This is a genomic window from Hoylesella loescheii DSM 19665 = JCM 12249 = ATCC 15930 (assembly GCF_000378085.1).
Classification (GTDB): Bacteria; Bacteroidota; Bacteroidia; order Bacteroidales; family Bacteroidaceae; genus Prevotella; species Prevotella loescheii.
The window spans coordinates 260,471-281,777 of record NZ_KB899210.1; the positions used below are offsets into that span (position 1 = coordinate 260,471).

Here is a 21,307-nt window from a genome sequence, read left to right on the forward strand (position 1 = left end):
CAGAAACCCCACTGAAAGATACGTTTCAATGGGGTTTCTTTATTGTTTTAGAAAAGTTCGTATTGCCTTTCCACTTCGCTAAAAGCTCCGTGCTAGCGATTTCAAATTTTCGCCATGGCAATGTCTAAACATGCATGCCATTGTACATTTGGCTTAACGAAAACTTCCCTAATGACTGGCACAACAATGTTATGGATGAACATGTTGCAATCGTTTTCTACTATTTCTTTACCGGAGCATTTGCAGGAGCGGGCGTGCTAGGAGTGGCAGTACCTTGCGATCCTGCACCAAAGCCTGGCGTGGTGTTGGGGTTTGTGGTCTGTGTTTCTGTTGCTGCGTTTTCAAGAACACTTGTGTCGGTAACCGATTTAGGTGCCACGTATGCGCATACAACGCTAAATACAACCATGGCAATAGCTAATCCCCATGTGGCTTTCTCAACAACGTCGGTAGTTTTGCGTACACCCATGATAGAGTTTGACGAAGAGAATTGCGACGAAAGGCCTCCACCTTTCGACTCTTGAATGAGTACGATGGCAATCATCAGCAAGGCTGCGATGACGATAAGTACTACAAAAAGACTGTAAATCATTTTTCTATTTGTTTTTTGTTATTTATTATCAATTTCTCTAAGAAACGTATTTGGTCTGCAAAGTAAACATTTTTTTTTGGATAATTCAAATTTAGTTGCCTAATAATTTCAAGCGCTTTCTCAAATTTTCCTTGTCTAATGTATATCTTTGCCAATGTTTCCGTGAAGTATCCATCCGTTCCTTGAGCTGTCTCGGCTGTCGTGTTGTCTTCAACAACGGGCATAAATTCGGGGTCGTCTTTCAGTTGAATCTTTCCCCCTTCATTATAAATGAAGTTGTCTATAAGCATTTGGCCCTTCAATTGTGGGGCTTCTTGTGGCTCTATATGTTCTTCCGACTCAATCTCGAGCAAATAAGATACATAGTCAATCGCTGCATCAGCCGGTGTGGGTTTGCGATGGCTTTTCTGCGTTTCCTGTTCGGTATCGGTCGGTAACGACTCTAAGAAGTTGTCGATAAGTGATATTGTTCGACTCTCGTTACCATCCGTTTGCTCTTGTCGCTTTGCTCGACGATCTTCTGTCTTTAGCTTATAGTGAGAGGCTTCAATCATATCGAATACCACATTGCGGTTGGTGAGATAGACTGAGGCTCGCTTCAACTCCTCATCAAAGGTAGGATCGTGCAGTATATATAGGTTTTGCAGCATCATCAACCTAGCTGGTTGATAATACGGATGGAGCGCAACAATGCTGCGGAGATCGTAAAGCGTCTCCTTGTCTAGTAGTTCGGGGTGATTGATAAGTTGCGTTAAATTCATCATCTGTGTAGTTAGTTCCACGGCTTTTACCAATTAGCCACGGTGGCATTGAATATTTGGTCTGTCAAATCTTTTACCATTTCCCTCACCAATCGTTCTTGAACGGCACTCAAAGGTAAGGTTGTTTCGTAGGTTGCGCTAGCCGTGAACTGGCGTTCGAAGTCTTCCTTGTGGTTCTTTGTATTGGTGAAGCGCACGTTAACCGTAATGGATAGTTCCGTTTGTGCCGAATAACCTTCACTCGACACCGACTTATTGCGCTGTGAATATTGCAATATCTCGCCGTCTATGCGTAGATCGCCATTTCGTTTTACTTGCGTTAGGCGGGTATGATTGGCGAAAATGTCCTTCAACTGGTTGTTGAACATGGGTGCCATAGGTCCCCATACGTAACTACTTCTGTTGGGAAACTCGGCAATCTGAATGGTTTTCGTTTTGCTGTAATCGATGCTGGCTCCGTTGAACTTATACGAAACGGAGCATGCCCACAGCACGCAAGTGCCGAGTATGAGGGTTATTGCCAGCCTATTTACTGCTTTCCAATCCATACTGCTTTATTCTCCTATACAATGTGCGGTCTGATATACCAAGCTCAATGGCAGCTTTCTTCCTGTTTCCCGCATTTCTTTCCAAGGCCTTTTCCACCATCTGTCGTCCTAAATCGTTTAGGTTCAGACTTTCGTTGTCTGCCTCGTTTATTTCTTCAGCCTCAACAAACCCATTCGAGATGGGTGCTTGTTGCACTGGCTGAATGGATGCTAGGGTGGGGGGAGTGTCGTAATTCTTCGTGTTTAAGGCAGCGATAGACGATGAGTATCCAGGCAATTCTGTACCCATGGGAACACTGTCGTCCAATCGTTTTCTTAGTCCCGATACTTCTCTGCGTAAGTCGCTCACGTTGCCACGAAGCTCGTAGAGAATCTTATAAAGTAGTTCGCGTTCGCTTTCATACGAATGTGAGCCTCCCGAAGATACAGGAGCAAGCTGTGTGCTCTCTGGGTCTTGTGGGATGAACTTCTGCAAGTGAACTGCGTCTATCTCGCGTTCACGACTTAAAATCGATATTTGCTCGGTAATATTTTTAAGCTGACGCACATTCCCTGGCCATTTATATTTCAGCATCAAGGCCTTAGCGTCTTCTGTTAAAGATATTCTGGGTAGCTTATATTTCTCTGCCATCTGCATCGCAAACAAGCGGAAAAGCAGAATAATGTCGTTTCCGCGGTCGCGTAAAGGTGGCATTTGTATGGGGATGGTGTTCAAACGATAGAACAAGTCTTCCCTAAATCGCCCCTCGCTGATGGCTTTTCGCATGTTCACATTGGTTGCGGCAACGATGCGCACGTTGGTTTTCATGATGCGTTGACCACCAACCCTGATGTATTCGCCCGTTTCGAGCACACGGAGAAGTCTCGCCTGCGTGGCCATAGGCAACTCACCCACCTCGTCGAGGAATATCGTACCGTTGTTGGCGACGCCAAAATAGCCTTCGCTTTCACCGATAGCACCCGTAAACGAGCCTTTTTCGTGACCGAATAGTTCACTGTCGATGGTGCCTTCGGGTATCGAACCGCAGTTAATCGCAAAATATTTCTCGCGTCTTCTAGGTGAGTTGTCGTGAATAACACGGGGAATTATCTCCTTTCCAACACCGCTTTCGCCTATGATTAGTACCGACAAATCTGTTGGCGCAACCTGCATGGCAACGTCTAAGGCATGGTTCAAGGCGTCGCAGTTGCCCACGATGTTGTACCGTTGTTTTATCTTTTGTAGTTCCGTCGTATTCATAGGAGCAACAAAGTTACAAAAAAATAGCCGAAGAAAGGGCAGAAATATGGAAGATTAACGAATTTCGGCATTAATGATTTAAGTTTTGTGCCTGTGATTTTTTCTGCTTTTGCTCTCATAAAACCTTCAAAGGTCTTCAAGTGTCTATGAGTCTGTGAACATTCATTTAGATTCTATAATCGTTAAAACGCACGAAATCAGGCTGATAAGGATTTGGGTGAGTTTGGGATAATACACAATAGTTATGCCTGCTACCACATAACACTAGTTGGCGGAATAATCATTTCTTTACTTGGCCTTTCTTGTTAAAATGGCATGGTATCTTATCCCCGAACTCGCCAATCAACCTTTCCGTCGTTCGCATTTTCATAGTACAGAAAATGCGCTTGCTAAGCTCTGATTATGCATTATTACATTAATCGCCGCGTTAAATGTATTTTGGACCGCTGTTCCAGTTTATCTGGAATGCTGTTCCAGTTGATTTGGACTCCTGTTCCAACTTAGCTGGAACAGGGGTCCAACTTAACTGTAACAAGGTGGGAGCTTTAAAAGCTCACTACAAGAGCTTATAGGGTGGGGTATGAAAGATGAGGTTTGGAGCTAGGAAGGGGTGTTGGTGGTGGGGATAGACTGTGGAACGAACCGCCTAGATAGTGCTAAGCTAGTATCATGCGTTATGTGAATTCGGAATAATATACGATGCTTTCTTGAGCAAGATTAGAAAGATAACGAATGATTATCTCACCAACTAGCGCCACGCGGTAATTGTTATAACGATTGTGTTTTATCCCGAACTCCCATAATGCTTTAAGTTTTTGCGCCTATGAGTTTGTAAGCTTTTGGGTTCTTGAAGCCTGCATATCTTCAAGTGTCTATATGCTCGGAACATTCATTTCGGGTTTATAATCGTTAAACGCACGAAATCAAGCTGATAAGAAGTTGCAATAACTTTGCGAATAGACCTATTGGGGAAGGTCGGCATTGGGCGTTGAACGGTCGAACTTAATTAAAAGAAGTCCTAAACCCGTAAATATCAATTCCCTTATACGCACAATTAACGCAACAAATATACCTGAACTGGATGCAATTCCTAGACCTGAAGCCGACATAAGGAAGCCTCCCTCGCGTCCACCTAGCTGCAATGGAATGAAGAAAAGCAGGTTGGCAAAAAGGCTGGTGAAGGCTAATATCAATATGCACTGTATGTAGTTGACATCGGGCATGATAACTAAGAGGATAAAATAAATCTCTAATGCTGAGAGGATACGACAACTTAGTTCCAGCAAAACGGCTGTAACGAAAGTGGTACGATTCTGTTTGTGTAGGGCGGAAATCTGTTGGTCTATGGTGTCTAGCTGTGTTTTGTTCTTCTCGATGAATGATAAAGCCCAGCGTTTAACGAATGGAATGTGGCTAAGTAGCCGCATTGCCCTGAACGCAAGCCCTTTGCGGTAGCCTATCATAAAGAACCAAAGCCCCAAAAAGCAAAATATGCCACTGGCCAAAACAATGATGAGATGTCCCAAAGTTAGTGGTTGGGTAAAGAAAAACAAAGCGATGGAGACAAGCCAGAACCAAAAATGGCTGAAAATGTGCGTCATGGCGTAGAGTATAACCGAAGAGGAAGCTCGCTCGGTACCAATCTTTGGGGCAAGCGACATAATGCGATAGGGTTCTCCCCCCATAAGTCCGCCAGGCGTGGCGTAGTTTAATGCGAAGCCCGAAACAGTTACTTTGTACAGCCACCAGAAGTTAATGCGTTTGCCGTTTGTCGTTGAATTTGTCGTTTCTTGTCCTTGTCCAGCCTTGATAATGATATACCATGCCGAGGTGTTGAGCGTATAAAGCGCCATCCAAAGCGCCAAAACGGCAAAGAACCAATAGCCCGTGTGTTGCAAGCCACGCCATACTTCGGCGAAATCTAGTTGCGTAACCATAATGCCGAGCAACACTAGGCCGAAGATGAAAAAGCCATTTTGATATTTCTTCTTCATCTCTTGTTATTTGGGTTGCTGCTCTTCGTTGTTCTCTTTCTTTTTTGTCACGTTGAAACGCACCTTGTCGCTCTCATCCCTTTTCTCGTGATAAAGCTTTTTCAGTGGGTTCTTGTAGGGTAGGTCGTATGCTTTCCTATTCCTAGACACGTCTAAGGCCAAGTAGATGGCATGTCTGAAAGCCATCTCGTCAGCAACACCTTGTCCGGCCTTTCCGTCCAACGCTTCATCGTCGGTTGAAGTGATGACTGCTGAAAGCCCAGTGATAAACCTTACGCCACCCTCACACGACAGCGCCTTGAATGGTATCATGGCTTGGTCGTGATACATAGCCAGTACGGCATCAAATGTGTCGAACTCCCTATCGCCAAAGAAACTGTCGGCTTGGTAAGGACCAAATGCCGTGTATCCATCAGCAATTAGCTGTTTTACAGCTGGTGCAATCATCTCTTGTTCTTCCTTACATGGTCCGTCTTCTAATGTGGGGTTCAGTGCCAAGACGGCTACTCGTGGTATGGAAACCATGAAATCGCGTCGCAAAGAATGGTGCAATAGACGCACGGCGCTTTCTATTCGCTCTTTCGTTATTTCGTTGGCCACGTCTTTTATGGCCAATTCGCCCGAAAGGGTAGTGATACGCAGGCATTCGTTGAGCGACATTTCTAACACCTCGTTTGTTTCTCCTAGTTGCTTGGCAATGTATTGCGACAGGCTAACGGGCTGTTCTTGGGCGGTGAAAAAATGCTTTTCGCTTATTGGGGCGTTAACTATTGCCCCCACAACACCTGCCTTGCAGTCGGCAACGGCCCTATCTATGGCTTTGCGCGCTAATGTTGCAGCATCTTCGTTGGGTGTTCCAAACTCTATTTTTACATCTTCGTCGGCGATCGCTAACAAGTTAAGTCGTTCGGGTTTGGCTTCAGCCACATCTTGAATGATGCTGAAATTAACGTCAAGGTTGAGTGCCTTCTTATGATAAGCCGCAACTTTGGGTGACCCATAGACAATGGGTGTGCAAAGTTCGAACATTTCTGGCGAGGCAAATGTCTTGAAAATAAGTTCCATGCCAATGCCGTTGGCATCGCCTTGGGTTATAGCAATACGAAGTTTATTATCGTCCATACGTTTTTACTTAGTTCTTTATTGATAGGTTTTCGTCGCTGTTCTCTCTACCTGCAATCTGTTTGGCGGTGCTGAGAAGTCCGCAAGCGGCGAATATGTCTTGTCCTCTGCTGGCCCTAATGGTGGTGAACACACCATGGTTGGTAAGATAATCCCTGAACGTTTCCATACGTTTCTCGTCTGAATTGTTCAGGTTTACGTTGGGTATTTGGTGAAATCGGATGAGGTTTACCCTGCAATCCAATCCTTCTACAAGCTTAACCAGCTGGCGCGCATGAAGTGGCGTGTCGTTTAAGCCACCAAACATGATGTACTCGAACGAGAGACGGCGCTGGTGGGTGAAGTCATATTGCTTCAAAAGCTGTACAATTTCTTCTATCGACAGGCCTTTTTCTGCGGGCATGATGCTAGCGCGCTGTTCGGGAATGGGGGTATGCATGCTGATGGCCACATGGCAATCGCTTTCATCAAGAAAACGTTTGAGTTTACCTTTCACACCCACACTGCTCACCGTTATTCGTTTTGGACTCCAAGCATAACCGTAATCGGCAGTAAGTATCTGCGTTACTTTCAGCACGTTATCAAGGTTATCCATGGGCTCTCCCTGACCCATAAACACGATGTTGGTTAGCTTTTGTCGTTCGGGTAGGGCGTAAATCTGGTTGAGGATGTCTCTCGCGGTGAGGTTTCCCTCAAACCCTTGCTTGCCCGTTTGACAAAAAAGGCAGTTCATTTTACAACCCACTTGGCATGAAACGCACAGTGTGGCGCGGTCGCGGTCGGGTATATACACGGTCTCCACAAACTTACCACTCTCTGTTGGGAACAGATATTTTATGGTTCCATCCTTAGAATATTGCGCATCGATAAACTTCGCGGCTCCTATTTCGTAGTGTTGTGCAAGTTTTTCTCTATTTGCTTTCGAAATGTTTGTCATCTCTTCGATGGTGTCCACATGCTTGTCGTAGAGCCAAACAGCCATTTGCTTACCTGCAAAGGCAGGGAGGCCGTTGTCTACAGCAATGGCTTTCAGCTCGTCGAGCGTATGCCCCAGAAGTGGAATTTTGTGGTTATCCATTTATATATTGATGTATAATATGCTGCGATAATTAAAAAAACGTCATGCAAAGTTACTACAAATTATTGGGATAAGCATGTTGGATGGCACGTTTTCTTGCCTCGTGTGACGTGCGTCTTTTGGATGGACAGCTTTCGTTAAGTCCATATTTTGGCTGCTGGTTACTAACAAAATTGTCCCAACCAATGGTCTATCAGCTTGCGGGCAAGACTAAGTTTTTCGGGTATTTGCGGCAATTTGTCGCGATGAAACCAGCCTCCTGCCGACAATTCCTCTTCTTGCAAGCACAGACTTCCGCTTTTGTAGCGTGCAGTGAAACCAACCATCAGACCAATAGGGTAGGGCCATGGCTGACTGCCAAAGTAGCTCGGACTCTCTATTTCCAATCCTGTTTCTTCTCTCACTTCCCTCACTACGGCCTCCTCGAGCGACTCTCCTGTCTCTACGAAGCCTGCTATCAGACCATAGAAGTTGCCTTTAAAGTTCTTGGCATGTACCAACAAAACCTCATCGCCCTTATGAATCAGCACAATGATGGCCGTAGCTAGCTGTGGCCAAACTTCGTTTCCGCAGTGCGTACAACGTTTAGAGATGTTGGTGTGCAGCTTCATCGTACCGCCACACACACCACAAAACTTGGTGTGAACGTCCCAATAGTTAATCTCCCGACACTTCCCAGCCATAAGATAAAGGTTGTTAGGAAGCTTATAATACGACTGCCTTAAATCGCAGAAGGTAAAAGTGGCGGGAATGTTTGTCGCTTCGTCTATTGCATAGGTTTTGATGGCGACTCCCTCGGGCGTGGCTTCCAACTCATGAACTTCCTGCCCTTCGTTGATTGTTGTTGGCGGATTTTCAGCTAAGGGAATGCCGAAAGTATGGTCGTCAAGCTGTTCGAGCAGTAAGTCTGATTGTTTAAATACAAACCACAGGCTTTTCATTGGCTTTGAATTTATGAGTTGGTGAGTTTATAAGTTGTTGAGTTCGTGAGTTTGTAGTCTTTTGAGTTGTTGGCATGAATTTATGAGTTGTTGGGCTCGCGAGCTGTTGGGGTTCTCAACAACACGTAAACTTAACAACTCATAAACTTACAAACTCACAAGCTTTAATTACCGAAAATCAGTTTTCTGTCTCGCTCGATGGCTGGCTTGGTCCACTCTTCGGGCACGAATTTCCAATTGTTATGTGCCTGCGGGTTCATCACGCCAGCCTTCTCAATCTCGTTCATCAGGTAGAAGCGTTGGTCTTTCTCACTTTCAAACACAATTCTACTTTTCAATTCTGCGCGTGGAATACCAGCCCCTTTGGTAAGCAATTCGCCACCACCATTACCTCGATAGCTGTTCATAGCCACCTTATACCAGCGATTTTCGTCGAAAGGTGTACCGTCGGCCATGCTCAATATCCTCACCTTTTGCCCATCAGGCTTGGTCACATCCACTTCGTAGATGATGCCAGCAGCACTATCGAAGTTAAAGGCAAGGTTCTTAAAGCCAAACCGTTGACGGTCTTGCTTGGCCCATTCACTTATCTGCATGATGTGGTCGTCGGGCGATTTCATCGTGTTTACCCATAGGTCGTAACTCATTTCCAAATGGTTGCGTATCTCTTTGCCCGTCATTTTAAGCACGTATATTTGGTTCTCGTATTTATATAGGTTGAACATGTCGCTCACGTACACGTCACCCTTATTGATACGGGCATCAAATGATAGCGGTGCATTAAACGAGATGTCAGCCCCAGTTATCTTTAATTGCAGATCGTGTATAAAGTCGGTAAAGGCCGCGCTGCCAAAATAACAGTCGCGTGTGTAGATAGCGTTTTCAAAGCGTCCAATTTTTCTGTTCACAAAGGCATTTACACTGTCAATGTCTGCCTTGAAGTGTTGCATGTACTTCTCGTTGATAGGTTGGTCCGTGATGTCTATCACATCGCCCGTTATTTTTTTGCTTACTACTTTTCCTTTCGCCTTACGTATGTTAATTGTGGCATCGCTAACCATGTAAGCATCGCACGAAGGGTCAAGGCACAACACTTCTTTTCCTGCTTTGTTCTTTACCCATCCTGAATATCGGGTGTGGTCGTGCCCGAAAAGGATAATGTCAAAGCCCTCCACTTCATGAGCTATCGTCAGCGAAGCATCCTCATCGTATTCGGATGTGTGTATTCCGCCTTCACGTCCACTATGAAAAAGACCGATAATTACATCGGGTTTCTCCTTCATTTGGATATGTTTCACCCAGTATTTTGCCGATGTAACCATGTTGTCGAACCGCAATCCCGTCCACAAGCTTTCTTTTAACCAGTTGGGAATTGCGGGAGTGAGCATGCCTAAAACGGCCACTTTAACGCCATCGCGCTTAATGATGGTGTAAGGGTGAACATAGGGTTTGTTTGTTCGAGTGTCGATAATATTGGCTCCTAAGATAGGGCAATTCACCTCTTTTATCCATTTGTCGTATACGGGATGCCCCGTCTCGATGTCGTGGTTACCAACCGTTTGCGCATCATACTTCAAATAGTTCACCACCGAAGCAGCCAAGTTGGGCATCGAGGGCTTAACAAAGTTGCAATAATAGCACGTGGGCTGGCCTTGAAGAATGTCGCCATTGTCTAGTAAGATAACGTTCTTACCATATTTTTTGCGCATGGCGTTGACGTAAGAACTTACCCTCGCTAGCGAGCCTTTCCTGTCGCGACGATTGATAAAGTCGTATGGAAAGAAGCTTCCGTGTACGTCACTGGTTTGAATTACCTTGATTTGCACATTTTGCGCCTGCGTATATTGGGAAAGACTTAAACCTGTTAGGAGCATAAATAATATTTTTCTCATCTGTTTAAACATTTAATAGCCGAATTGCAAAAGTACAAAATCTAATTAAATTTCGCGACAAATATGGGGTAAATGTTGGCACGGAAGCGACAATATTTTTATGTCAATGCAGAAAAGAAACAAGTATCATGTCTTGCCGTGTGAATAGAACGTTCTTCGCGCGCGCGTATTATATCTAATGAGTATACGTCATTAAACGGGTAAGTAATAGGAAGGATTGGGGCTCTCGCCCATGATATGACCTTTAATTAGTAACCAAATGAAGTTTTATTGCAGGGCTTTGAAAAGCATGTTTTTATGTTTTTGGGGCGTTATTAATGGCTTGTACGACTGTTCCATGTAAGAAGGAACCTTGTTCCACATGACATGGAACACTATTCCACATGACATGGAACGAGGTTCCATCTTAGCTATAACAAGGTAAGAGGTTAGAAAGTTCAATACTAACTCTAAATAATTGTCTTGCGAGTGGTGATATCGTATTCTCCATTAGTATGTAGGTTGTCTACCTACAACGTTGGATGGTTATGATGTGTAAGTAGGTTTTAAGCGAAAGGCACAAACGACCTTAGATCGTATTGAGTGTTGCGCATATCATGTAAATAACAAGGCGTAGTCTCGGCGAAATGGGATAAAACATAATTTTGACCCTTCCTCAATAATACCAACTGTTTGTTGTATTCCCTGCAAGCAAATGTCACTTACATTGCTCGTGGTTTGTTGTTTGGAGGTTTGTTGCTGTATGGTGCGTCAAAAACTGGTAAAAACTCCATATTTATTAACACAAGGGGCTGATTTTGCAATAAAAGCACTCGAAATTTCATGTTTTTTAGCAATAAGTTTGCATTATAAAAGAAAAATTAGTAAATTCGCAACGAGAAATCGATAAATAAGTAACGACGTGAAGGTATTGTCATTTATACTCATGTTATATTCCATCATGTTTGTTGGCTGCGAATGGAAGATGTGGCGCAACGTGAATAACGATTATTGCGATTGCATAAAGGTGCAACGCTATGATCGTCTGGAAAGTCGTTATCTTACCACTGGCGATTACTCGGCACTGCAACAAATGAACACCGATTATCCCACAGAAACGCGCACGCTCATAGAAAAGGTGCTGCAATTGGGCACTATCGAAGATTCGGAAATACACCATCGTTTTTTGCATTATTATCAAGACACCACCCTGCAAAGGCTTATCACTGACGTAGAGGCCGAGTTTAACAATATTAGTGATGTTAACGAGCAGTTTTGTAGAGCTTTTAGCAGGCTGAGTAAGTGGTTCCCCAACCTGCCCCAACCTAAGATTTACACACAAATAAGTTCTTTCGACCAAAGTATTATCGTTGGTAACGGCACCATAGGTGTGTCGCTAGACAAGTATATGGGTGAAGATTATTCGCTCTACAAACGCTTTTATACACCCGAACAAACCAAAACCATGTATCGTGGATACATCGTTCCCGATGCCCTGAGTTTCTACTTGCTGGCTCAATATTCGCTTGATGGTTATGACACTCGTTCGCAAATAGACCGCGACTTGCACATGGCCAAAATATGGTGGGTGGTGAATAAGGCCACGGCTAAGCAAAGTTATCAAAACTGGTTTGTAGACTGCGTTGACAGATATATGCATGCCCATCCCAACGTTACCTACGAAGAGCTTATATCTAGCGATAATTATAAGGCCATGATGCCCTAAAGTATTTTCTGAAAGTTCTCTACATTGGGTACAGGCTTGCTTTATTTGGTTTGCTTTTCAATGGCATTTAGCTTTTCAATGTATCTTTTAGTTGTTTGTTTTTCAGTTAACAAGTTCACGGGACAGTAAGTTGACAAGTCAGTGTGCCTATCTGCATATTAGCCATTGACTTAACGAAAACGTTGATTGAGCCGTATTCTTGGTTTTCCTTTTTCAAAAAACAAGTAAAGGTATTCATGGATAAAAGCCAAAATACAATGAAGGTAATTATTATGCTTCACCTTGTTTTATATTCTCGTCTATCATCTTGCGAACCAGCAAATTTGTAAATTCGTAGTTTTTTAGTCCCCATTTGGGTGCTATAAGTAAGCCTTCGGGCGACTGGCTGACGAACCTTTCGAGTACAAGGTCTTTACGAAGCCGTTTCACGTATTCGCAAATCACATTCAGATATTCGTCTACCGTGTATAGGTGGAAAGGCTGTTCCATATATTCTTTGGCCAATAACGTTCCCCTTATTATCTGCATCTGATGTATTTTCAGTATGTTTATGGGCAAGCTGGAAATGATGCTTGCTTGCCGAATGCTTTCTTCTGCATCTTCGCCAGGCAAGCCAATGATGACGTGCGCACCCGTACGTATTCCGCACTGTTGCGTTCGTTCGATGGTTTCGCGACTACATTCGAAGGTGTGGCCGCGTTTAATGCGCTCTAACGTCTGGTTGTTGGCACTTTCAACGCCATATTCCACAATGAGAAAGGTATGCTTGTTCAGCTCCTCTAGGTAGTGGAGTAGGGCGTCGGGCATGCAGTCGGGGCGCGTACCGATAACCAATCCCACCACGTCCTCCACCATTAGCGCCTCTTCGTACATGGCTTTAAGGCGGTCGATGGTGTCGTAAGTACTGGTGTAAGCCTGAAAATAGGCTAAGTATTTCATGTTGGGATACTTGCGCGCGAAGAACTTTTTACCTGCCTCCAACTGCTGGCTAACCGTCTGTTGTGGTTCGCAATAAGAGGGATTGAAACTGCGATTGTTGCAATATGTACACCCCCCAAAGCCCGTATGTCCATCGCGCGTGGGGCAAGTGAAGCCCGCGTTGACCGACAGTTTTTGTACCTTGAAGGGGAATTGCGAGCGCATCCAGTTCCCAAAATCGTTATATGGTAGTTGCATTGTTCGTCTTTTTGTAATGGTAAGCAACAACAATTGCCTGCTTATGGTTTGCAAAAGTACAGATTTTTAATTATCTTTGTCCGCATTATGACTAAAAACATTCAATCATGAAAAAAGTGATCATATCGTGTATGGCATTTTTCTTGTCAGCAGCTAGTGTCTCGGCGGGTGACAACCTTGATTTGAAGAAAGTTACAGACGGAACTTTCTCGGCCGAATACATTAGCGGAATTAAACCCATTGAGGGTACCGACCTCTACGCACGCATAAGCGACGACGGGCAACGCATCGTGCGTTACTCGTTCAAGACAGGCAAACAGGTAGACGTTTTGTTCGACGTGAACGACACACAAGGCCAAAAGGTGAAGTCGTTTGACAGTTACATACTTTCGCCCGACGGAACGCGCATACTTATTTGTACCAATTCGCAAAAGATATATAGGCGCACCTTTAAGGCCACCTATTATATATATACGGTGGCATCGCGCCGACTAGACAAACTATCTGACGGTGGACCGCAGCAAAATCCCACATGGTCGCCCGACAGTAGGCAAGTGGCTTTCGTACGCGATAATAACATCTTTCTGGTAAAACTGCTTTATGATAACGCTGAAAGTCAGGTAACCAAGGATGGAAAGCAAAACGAAGTGATTAACGGAGTGCCCGATTGGGTTAACGAAGAAGAGTTTGGCACCAGCAGCTCGTTAGTGTTCAATGCTGACGGAACCATGATTTGCTGGGTGCGCTACGATGAAAAGGACGTGAAAACCTTTTCTTTGCAGATGTATAAGGGCCTATTACCCGCCCACGATCAGAACGAAATCTACCCTTCGCTCTTTTCTTATAAGTACCCTAAAGCTGGAGAAGCTAATGCCAAAGTCTCTGTTTGGAGCTTTGATATCAAGTCGCGACAAACCAGAAAGCTGGATGTGCCACTGGATGCTGACGGCTATATACCACGTATCAAGACCACCAACAATGCCGACATGATATTGGTTTACACCATGAATCGCCACCAAGATGTGTTGAATGTATATACGGTGAACCCACGAAGCACTGTAGCCCAACTGCTGGTAAGGGAGAAAAGTGACAAGTATGTGAAGGAAGAGGCCATCGCCAACATATCGGTTTACAATAACAGCATTTTGCTCCCAAGCGATCGTGATGGCTATATGCACCTCTATCTATACGATATGGGCGGAAAGCAAATACGTAAAATAGGTGATGGCAACTATGATATCACGCAGGTTTACGGATACGATGAACAAACGGGCGACGTGTTTTACCAAGCTGCAGTGCCCACAGCGCACGACAGACAGGTGTTTGTGAACCATAAAAACGGCAAAACCGAGTGTCTAACAAAGCAAGAGGGCTGGAACAGCGCTATCTTTTCGGGCGACCTAAAATATTTTATCAATACGTGGAGCAATGCCACAACGCCCTATACCTTTAATCTCTGCGACGCTCGCGGTAAAGTGATTTCTACGCTGTTAGATAACAAACAACTCGCCGCAAGATACAAGCAAGAAGGACTTTCGGCACCCGAATTCTTCTCGTTTACAACTAACGATGGTGTAAAACTTGATGGTTGGATGGTTAAACCCGCCAATTTCTCTCCCTCAAAGAAATATCCCGTCATCATGTTCCAGTATAGCGGCCCGGGCAGTCAGCAGGTGGTTAACTCGTGGGGCATCGGTTCGATGGGCCAAGGGGCATTGTTTGACAGGTACTTGGCACAAGAAGGCTTCATCGTTGTATGTGTGGATGGTCGCGGAACAGGCGGAAGAGGTTCGGCTTTCGAGAAGTCCATCTATCTGCAATTGGGTAAGTTGGAGTCGCAAGACCAAGTGGCTACTGCGCGTTATCTTGCCTCCTTGCCTTACGTAGACGGTAATAACATCGGCATTTGGGGTTGGAGCTTCGGTGGATTTAACACCCTTATGAGCATGAGTACGGGCGACAAGGTCTTCAAAGCAGGCGTTTCGGTGGCTCCACCCACCTCATTCCGCTACTACGACACCATTTACACCGAGCGATACATGCGTACGCCCAAGGAGAATGGTAAAGGTTACGACGACAATGCAATGACACGCGCCCACAATTTACACGGCGCCTTGCTTATCTGTCATGGTTTAGCTGACGACAATGTGCATCCCCAAAACACCTTTGAATATGCCGAAGCACTTGTACAAGCCGATAAAGACTTCAAGGAATTGTATTATACTAACCGCAACCATGGTATCTATGGTGGCAACACACGTAACCACCTGTTGCGCCAGATAACCAATTTCTTTAAAGATCAATTGAAGTAATTATTTTGATTCACATTTTATTAAGAGCCCCAAGCCTATTCTTTTAAGGAAGGGCTTGGGGCTTTATTAGTGATGGGGAATGCTTAAATAGCGTGAGTGCATAAAGAAGAAAGAGATGCAGATTAGGATATTGGGTTTAATTTGCTTGCTTTGGACGAACCCGTTGGCCGTTACGTTCGCGCAAAATGACGTTGTTAAGTACTACATAAATGAGAAAGATACCTCTATATACCATGATACGGTCTATGTGTTTGACGAACTTAGGCTGAGGGAAGTTGATGCCAGTTTTCGATATGTCATCAAACAGTTATCTGCAAACAAACATTCTGAGATGTATGTTCTTAGGCTTACTTCTCATAGGAATAAGAACTTTATCATTATTCAAAATTGGAAATATTGTGGACTGAACAAATTAGGACATGGGAAGATATATGGTATGTATAGAAGTATAGCATCCAAAGATTTTCTTGTTTGCTATGATAGTGGGAACAACATAAGGTATTTGCGGGCCCTCTTCTGTAAAACGAACAAGAAAAATAAGTGCCCAATAAAGATAGAGACTATACCCAACGATGTGCATATACTCTTCGATGACATTAGCACATACTATGTGGGGAAGCTAGTTGATAATCGGTTGGAAACACAAAAGTTTATTTTAAACAATAGATTGATAGGAGGGAAGGAAACCCTAGAGTGATGGGGCTCTCCATAAAGTTTATGTGTTAGACTTATAAAAATGAAGGTTTATCTGCTGATGGATGTAAGGTGTTTGTGCTATTGATAAAGCTGTAGAAACCACCCCAATGTTATGGCAAGGCCAAGATAGGGAAGAAGCTGATCAAGCTGCACCTTAAAATATATTAACAAGAAAGTTTTTTATGATCAAAACACTTGTAATATAATTTTTTTTACGTACTTTTGCACAGAAATTCGAAGCGTTTCTGTTCTTGAAGCGCTTTTATTACAATCAACAACTTATTGCATTAAGATATACAAATATGTATAGCAAAGAAGAACTATTATCAAAAGAAGTGTCTGAATTGGAGGACATTGCGAAAACACTTGGTGCTGAATACGACGGCAACAATATAGAAGAATTAGTCTATTCAATATTAGATAAACAAGCAATTGACGAGGGAACGAAGAACCCTTTGGGACAAAAGAAGAAAAGAACGAGGATTGTTAAGAAAGACACAGATAGAGTATATTCGGTAAAAGGGAAAGATGGAGAGAATTTTGATGTGAAAAACAACAAGATGACTCCTAGCGAACAGCCTTCACTATTTAAAGAGGTGGAAGAGCCTACAGCTGACAACGCTGTCGAAGAGTCTGCTAAACCCAAGAAGAGAGGACGCAAATCAAAGAAAGAAAAAGAAGCTGAAGCCGCTGCTTTGGCCGAGGCTGAAGGCCTGGCTAAGGAAGCAGAAGAGCAAAAAGCAAAAGATACAGCAGAAGAGAACAAAGCTGAAGTGGTTGCAACGGTCGATAACGAACAACTCGAAGCAGCAACGCCATTGGTTGATGAAATGCAACCGAGTGACGTTGACATGAGCGAGATACCTGTTCCCGAAGCCAATTTCTTGCCCGAAGCCAATGAAATGACAGAAGGTCAAGATGCACCCGATAGCGGTCTTTTGGCTCAACTGCAAGCCAAGATCAATGCTCGCAACGAAAGTGCAAACGATAGACCCGATCCAATAAGAGAAGGTTATTGGGAAGGAGACCCTGGAGATGGAACTGACTTTATCACTGTGGTAGACCTACCTATCGAAGATCAAGGTGCATTGCCTAACTTCGACATGTTTGATAATCCTACTAGTGGGATGCCTAATGCGGGCTATCAACAGCAAGACGCGATGCAACCGATGGCGACAGCCTACGATTTCTCGGATTTGATAACGGCTGACGGTGTGTTAGAAATCATGCCCGACGGGTACGGCTTCCTGCGTTCGAGCGACTATAACTATCTATCGTCGCCCGATGACGTATATGTTTCGACACAGCAGGTGAAGAAATATGGTCTGAAAACGGGTGATGTGGTGCAGAGTAGGGTGCGTCCTCCACGCGAAGGTGAGAAATATTTCCCGCTGACAAGCATCGACATGATTAACGGTAGAGTGCCTGATGAAATTAGAGATCGCGTTCCATTCGAACACCTTACACCGCTGTTCCCCGACGAGAAGTTTAATCTCTGTGGCAATCCTGCAACAACTAACCTCTCAACGCGTATTGTAGACTTGTTCTCGCCTATAGGTAAGGGGCAGCGTGCACTTATCGTGGCACAGCCTAAGACGGGTAAAACCATCTTGATGAAGAATATTGCGAACGCCATCGCAGCCAATCATCCAGAGGCATATCTCATGATGTTGCTCATCGATGAACGTCCTGAGGAGGTTACCGACATGGCTCGCACCGTAAACGCAGAGGTTATTGCCTCTACATTCGATGAGCCTGCAGAGCGTCATGTCAAAATTGCTGGTATCGTACTTGAAAAGGCTAAACGCCTAGTTGAATCGGGACATGACGTGGTTATCTTCCTAGATTCTATCACACGTTTGGCTCGTGCATACAACACCGTTAGTCCCGCAAGTGGAAAGGTGCTAACTGGTGGTGTTGATGCGAATGCCTTGCAAAAGCCAAAACGTTTCTTCGGTGCTGCTCGTAATGTTGAAAACGGTGGCTCGCTCACCATCATTGCAACGGCACTAATCGATACTGGTAGCAAGATGGACGAAGTGATATTCGAAGAATTCAAAGGAACGGGCAACATGGAGTTGCAACTCGACCGCTCGCTCAGCAACAAGCGTATCTTCCCTGCAGTGAATTTGGTGGCTTCGAGCACACGGCGCGACGACTTGTTGCAAGACAAGACCACCCTCGACAGAATGTGGGTGCTGCGTAAATACATATCGGACATGAACCCGATAGAGGCAATGAATTCTATCCACGACCGCTTGAATATAACCAAAGACAACGACGAATTCTTGCTGTCAATGAACGCTTAGCGGTGTGGGGCAGGCCACATAGTCCCCACTCGCACAATAAATTTGGGCAGGTTAGGCTAAAAATATAGCTTGGCCTGCTCCTCACCGCCAAACGAAGTATGGTAAAATTAGCTGAAAGACATTGTTAATCGGCCATTTTCAAAAAAGTATGGCTAACACTGTTGAACAAGCATCGCTTTTAGAAAGTAAAACGACTAGAGCATGTAAACATAGATGAACCTTGAATGTAAACAAGGCCAAATCTTCAAAAAACAGCATATTGCCATCTCCAAACAGCAAAATATACATATAAATAAGCCTATAAGAGCAATTTTATAAACAAAACATCAAAAAAAAGTAACATTATTGTTGTATTAATAAAATAATGTGTATATTTGCACCATCAGTAGGCATTTAGTTTTTATAGTATGGTACAGTTAGTAGAAACAAAAGGTAAAAAGAGAGATTCGCAAATCTTCATCAATCCCCAATTAATGGGTACGTTGGCAAAAAACATTTGCCAGGAGATTTCAGTAAATCAAAAGTACAAGGACAAAACTTACTCTGCAAAGCAACTTGCAAAGGATTTGGGTACGAACACGAGATATATCTCGACTGTTATTAACAGGCAATTCAATACCAACTACACATCCTTCGTTAACAAGTTCCGCATCCAAGAAGCCATGAAACTGTTGAAAGACAAACGTAAGGCTCATCTCACAATCGAGGATGTATCGGATGCTGTGGGGTTCTCTACACGTCAGTCGTTCTATACCTCATTTAAGAGGTTCACAGGAATGACACCTCGGGAGTATCGAATTTCTCCTGAATCTGACAGGTAAACAATTTTATCTCCACGCATTTGCTTGCGTGGAGATAATTTTTTATGTATGCTCAAGAAAATGAAGATCATGAAAGAAACAGACACATTTATATATACTGACGAGCGATTTGCTGATTTGCAGATGCTTCGTTACAAACTACCACAGTTCGAAAAACTTTCGCTGCAACAAAAGATATATATCTATTACCTATCGCAAGCTACATTATGCGGTAGGGATATCACTATCGACCAGTTCGGAAAATATAACCTCCGTATAAGGAAAACACTAGAAACACTCTATACAGAATTCAAAGCTAGTGCCGACGAAGAGAATTTCGAGAAGTTGGCTTTGTACCTAAAGCGCGTTTGGTTTTCAAACGGCATCTACCACCATTATGCCAACGATAAGATACAACCTGACTTTTCGGAGGCGTTTTTCCGTTCTGCTGTCAAACAGGTGCCAATAGACAAGTTGCCCATGGCAGGTTATTCTTCAGTCGATGAGCTATGCGATGAGATCTGTCCCGTGATGTTCAATCCTGAAATACTACCCAAAAGGGTAAATAAAGCCGATGGAGTGGACTTGGTGAAGACGTCGGCTTGTAACTATTATGAGGGTGTAAGCCAACAAGAAGCAGAAAACTTCTACAATGAGAAGAAAGTAGACGCTGGCGACAATTCGCCTTCGTGGGGTTTGAATACAAAGCTTGTAAAGGGTGAAAATGGGCTTGAAGAGAGAGTTTGGAGCGAAAATGGCGAGTATGGTGAGGCAATTCGTCACATCATTTATTGGTTGGAGCAAGCAAAAAACGTTGCTGAGAACTCTCAACAGCAGCTTGTTATCGATTTGTTAATAAGATATTATCGTACAGGTGATCTACATCTGTTTGACGAATACTCGATAGAATGGCTCAAAGAGCAAGATGGAAACGTGGATTTCATCAACGGATTTATCGAGGTTTATGGCGATCCGTTGGGCATTAAAGCTTCGTGGGAGGGTATAGTAGAGTATAAAGACTTGGACGCAACACGCCGAACACGCCTAATAAGCGACAACGCGCAATGGTTTGAAGATCATTCGCCCGTTGATCAACGATTTAAAAAGGCTGTAGTACGTGGCGTTACGGCCAATGTCGTTTGTGCGGCAATGCTTGGTGGAGACGAATATCCCTCTACCGCTATCGGCATTAACCTGCCCAACGCCGATTGGATTAGGGCGCAACATGGATCGAAAAGTGTAACCATCAGCAATATAACTGATGCGTACAACAAAGCGGCGAAAAACAATGGATTTAAAGAAGAGTTCGTAATTGATGCTGAAACGCTTAACATGGTATCGCTTTACGGCGACATTTGTGATGATCTTCACACAGATTTACACGAATGCTTGGGACATGGAAGTGGTCAATTATTGCCAGGAGTCAGTCCCGACGCCCTGAAAGCCTATGGGAACACCATTGAAGAAGCTCGTGCCGATCTCTTCGGCTTATATTATATGGCCGACGATAAGTTGTTGGAGTTGGGCTTGCTGCCTGATAACGAGGCTTTCCATTCTCAATATTATACCTATATGATGAATGGATTGATGACCCAACTAACCCGCATTGAACAAGGCAAAGACATCGAAGAGGCACACATGCGTAACAGGGCACTCATCGCACACTGGGTTCTTGACCACGGAAAGGGTGCTGTTGAACTGGTGAAGCACGAAGGCAAGACATACGTTCGGATAAATGACTATGGGCAATTGCGCCATTTATTTGGTGAACTGTTGGCAGAAGTGCAACGCATTAAGAGCGAGGGCGATTTTAACGCTGCCCGCAATTTAGTTGAAAATTACGCTGTTAAGGTAGATAAGACACTTCATGCCGAAGTGCTTGAACGTTTTGCTAAGCTAGATATTGCTCCTTATAAGGGTTTCATTAACCCTGTATACAAACTCGTTTACAACAGTCAGGGCGACATTGTAGACGTAGAAGTAGACTACTCGGAGGCCTACGATGCGCAAATGTTACGCTATTCTAGTGAGTTCGGCTTCCTTGTTTAGCGATTGAAAGAAAAGTAAAGCAATATAACATACACAAAGGGTAGGGGAGTAAGGCTTGTAATTTGAGTAAGAAAAATGACTCAGCAAGGTGG

15 protein-coding genes are annotated in these 21,307 nt (G+C 44.0%); 5 read left to right on the forward strand and 10 right to left on the reverse strand.

The annotated features are described in order from the left end of the window. Positions 1 to 220: 220 nt before the first annotated feature. The 9 genes from secG to F453_RS0101085 all read right to left on the reverse strand — a co-directional run bounded on the left by secG (position 221) and on the right by F453_RS0101085 (position 10,168). Positions 221 to 592 (reverse strand): preprotein translocase subunit SecG, encoded by a 372-nt coding sequence (gene secG, locus F453_RS0101045; protein WP_025789827.1) that lies wholly within the window; start codon positions 590 to 592, stop codon positions 221 to 223. Next, positions 589 to 1,353, reverse strand: a complete 765-nt coding sequence (locus F453_RS0101050; protein WP_025789826.1) for a DUF8458 domain-containing protein — start codon at positions 1,351 to 1,353, stop codon at positions 589 to 591. The genes secG and F453_RS0101050 overlap by 4 nt, the downstream gene beginning before the upstream one ends. A gap of 26 nt (positions 1,354 to 1,379) precedes the next feature. After that, positions 1,380 to 1,901 (reverse strand): LPS assembly lipoprotein LptE, encoded by a 522-nt coding sequence (lptE, locus tag F453_RS0101055; RefSeq protein WP_009235394.1) that lies wholly within the window; start codon positions 1,899 to 1,901, stop codon positions 1,380 to 1,382. Then, a complete protein-coding gene (locus tag F453_RS0101060) occupies positions 1,879 to 3,141 on the reverse strand; it encodes a sigma-54 interaction domain-containing protein (RefSeq protein WP_018966334.1) in 1,263 nt (420 codons plus the stop codon). Before F453_RS0101060 ends, lptE begins: the two co-directional genes overlap by 23 nt. A gap of 962 nt (positions 3,142 to 4,103) precedes the next feature. After that, positions 4,104 to 5,135, reverse strand: a complete 1,032-nt coding sequence (locus F453_RS0101065) for a lysylphosphatidylglycerol synthase transmembrane domain-containing protein (protein WP_018966335.1) — start codon at positions 5,133 to 5,135, stop codon at positions 4,104 to 4,106. A gap of 6 nt (positions 5,136 to 5,141) precedes the next feature. Further along, positions 5,142 to 6,257, reverse strand: coding sequence for a PdxA family dehydrogenase (locus F453_RS0101070; RefSeq protein ID WP_018966336.1), 1,116 nt, complete (start codon positions 6,255 to 6,257; stop codon positions 5,142 to 5,144). A 10-nt stretch (positions 6,258 to 6,267) separates the two neighbouring features. Continuing rightward, the gene (gene rlmN, locus F453_RS0101075; RefSeq protein ID WP_018966337.1) at positions 6,268 to 7,335 is read right to left on the reverse strand and encodes a dual-specificity RNA methyltransferase RlmN; all 1,068 of its coding nucleotides are present in this window, start codon (positions 7,333 to 7,335) and stop codon (positions 6,268 to 6,270) included. A gap of 164 nt (positions 7,336 to 7,499) precedes the next feature. Then, the gene (gene nudC / locus F453_RS0101080; protein WP_018966338.1) at positions 7,500 to 8,276 is read right to left on the reverse strand and encodes an NAD(+) diphosphatase; all 777 of its coding nucleotides are present in this window, start codon (positions 8,274 to 8,276) and stop codon (positions 7,500 to 7,502) included. A gap of 164 nt (positions 8,277 to 8,440) precedes the next feature. Continuing rightward, on the reverse strand, positions 8,441 to 10,168 hold the full coding sequence (locus F453_RS0101085; RefSeq protein WP_025789822.1) for a bifunctional metallophosphatase/5'-nucleotidase: 1,728 nt from the start codon (positions 10,166 to 10,168) through the stop codon (positions 8,441 to 8,443). 901 nt (positions 10,169 to 11,069) lie between these two features. On the opposite strand from F453_RS0101085, the gene F453_RS0101090 reads away from it, so the two are divergent. Further along, entirely contained in the window at positions 11,070 to 11,873 is an 804-nt protein-coding gene (locus F453_RS0101090) for a gliding motility protein GldB-related protein (protein ID WP_445236352.1), read from the forward strand. Positions 11,874 to 12,143: 270 nt separating this feature from the next. Here the strand turns inward: F453_RS0101090 and mnmL are convergent, their stop codons facing one another. Continuing rightward, on the reverse strand, positions 12,144 to 13,049 hold the full coding sequence (gene mnmL / locus F453_RS0101095) for a tRNA modification radical SAM protein MnmL/YtqA (RefSeq protein ID WP_025789821.1): 906 nt from the start codon (positions 13,047 to 13,049) through the stop codon (positions 12,144 to 12,146). Positions 13,050 to 13,156: 107 nt separating this feature from the next. Between mnmL and F453_RS0101100 the strand changes: the two genes are divergently transcribed. The 4 genes from F453_RS0101100 (at position 13,157) to F453_RS0101120 (ending at position 21,215) form a co-directional block, all read left to right on the forward strand. Then, entirely contained in the window at positions 13,157 to 15,361 is a 2,205-nt protein-coding gene (locus tag F453_RS0101100; RefSeq protein ID WP_018966342.1) for a S9 family peptidase, read from the forward strand. A gap of 998 nt (positions 15,362 to 16,359) precedes the next feature. After that, positions 16,360 to 18,366: a transcription termination factor Rho gene (gene rho / locus F453_RS0101110; protein WP_018966344.1), complete on the forward strand. Its 2,007-nt coding sequence runs from the start codon at positions 16,360 to 16,362 to the stop codon at positions 18,364 to 18,366. 407 nt (positions 18,367 to 18,773) lie between these two features. After that, complete coding sequence (locus F453_RS0101115) at positions 18,774 to 19,187, forward strand: helix-turn-helix domain-containing protein (protein WP_009235408.1); 414 nt, start codon at positions 18,774 to 18,776, stop codon at positions 19,185 to 19,187. Positions 19,188 to 19,235: 48 nt separating this feature from the next. Beyond that, positions 19,236 to 21,215, forward strand: a complete 1,980-nt coding sequence (locus F453_RS0101120; RefSeq protein ID WP_018966345.1) for a dipeptidyl-peptidase 3 family protein — start codon at positions 19,236 to 19,238, stop codon at positions 21,213 to 21,215. The last annotated feature ends 92 nt before the right edge of the window (positions 21,216 to 21,307 follow it).

Bases quoted from the DNA above. Each gene is read 5' to 3' on its own strand.
- secG (WP_025789827.1), bottom strand. From the start codon at position 592: ATGATTTACAGTCTTTTTGTAGTACTTATCGTCATCGCAGCCTTGCTG.
- F453_RS0101050 (WP_025789826.1), bottom strand. From the start codon at position 1,353: ATGAATTTAACGCAACTTATCAATCACCCCGAACTACTAGACAAGGAG.
- lptE (WP_009235394.1), bottom strand. From the start codon at position 1,901: ATGGATTGGAAAGCAGTAAATAGGCTGGCAATAACCCTCATACTCGGC.
- F453_RS0101060 (WP_018966334.1), bottom strand. From the start codon at position 3,141: ATGAATACGACGGAACTACAAAAGATAAAACAACGGTACAACATCGTG.
- F453_RS0101065 (WP_018966335.1), bottom strand. From the start codon at position 5,135: ATGAAGAAGAAATATCAAAATGGCTTTTTCATCTTCGGCCTAGTGTTG.
- F453_RS0101070 (WP_018966336.1), bottom strand. From the start codon at position 6,257: ATGGACGATAATAAACTTCGTATTGCTATAACCCAAGGCGATGCCAAC.
- rlmN (WP_018966337.1), bottom strand. From the start codon at position 7,335: ATGGATAACCACAAAATTCCACTTCTGGGGCATACGCTCGACGAGCTG.
- nudC (WP_018966338.1), bottom strand. From the start codon at position 8,276: ATGAAAAGCCTGTGGTTTGTATTTAAACAATCAGACTTACTGCTCGAA.
- F453_RS0101085 (WP_025789822.1), bottom strand. From the start codon at position 10,168: ATGAGAAAAATATTATTTATGCTCCTAACAGGTTTAAGTCTTTCCCAA.
- mnmL (WP_025789821.1), bottom strand. From the start codon at position 13,049: ATGCAACTACCATATAACGATTTTGGGAACTGGATGCGCTCGCAATTC.
- F453_RS0101100 (WP_018966342.1), top strand. From the start codon at position 13,157: ATGAAAAAAGTGATCATATCGTGTATGGCATTTTTCTTGTCAGCAGCT.
- rho (WP_018966344.1), top strand. From the start codon at position 16,360: ATGTATAGCAAAGAAGAACTATTATCAAAAGAAGTGTCTGAATTGGAG.
- F453_RS0101115 (WP_009235408.1), top strand. From the start codon at position 18,774: ATGGTACAGTTAGTAGAAACAAAAGGTAAAAAGAGAGATTCGCAAATC.
- F453_RS0101120 (WP_018966345.1), top strand. From the start codon at position 19,236: ATGCTCAAGAAAATGAAGATCATGAAAGAAACAGACACATTTATATAT.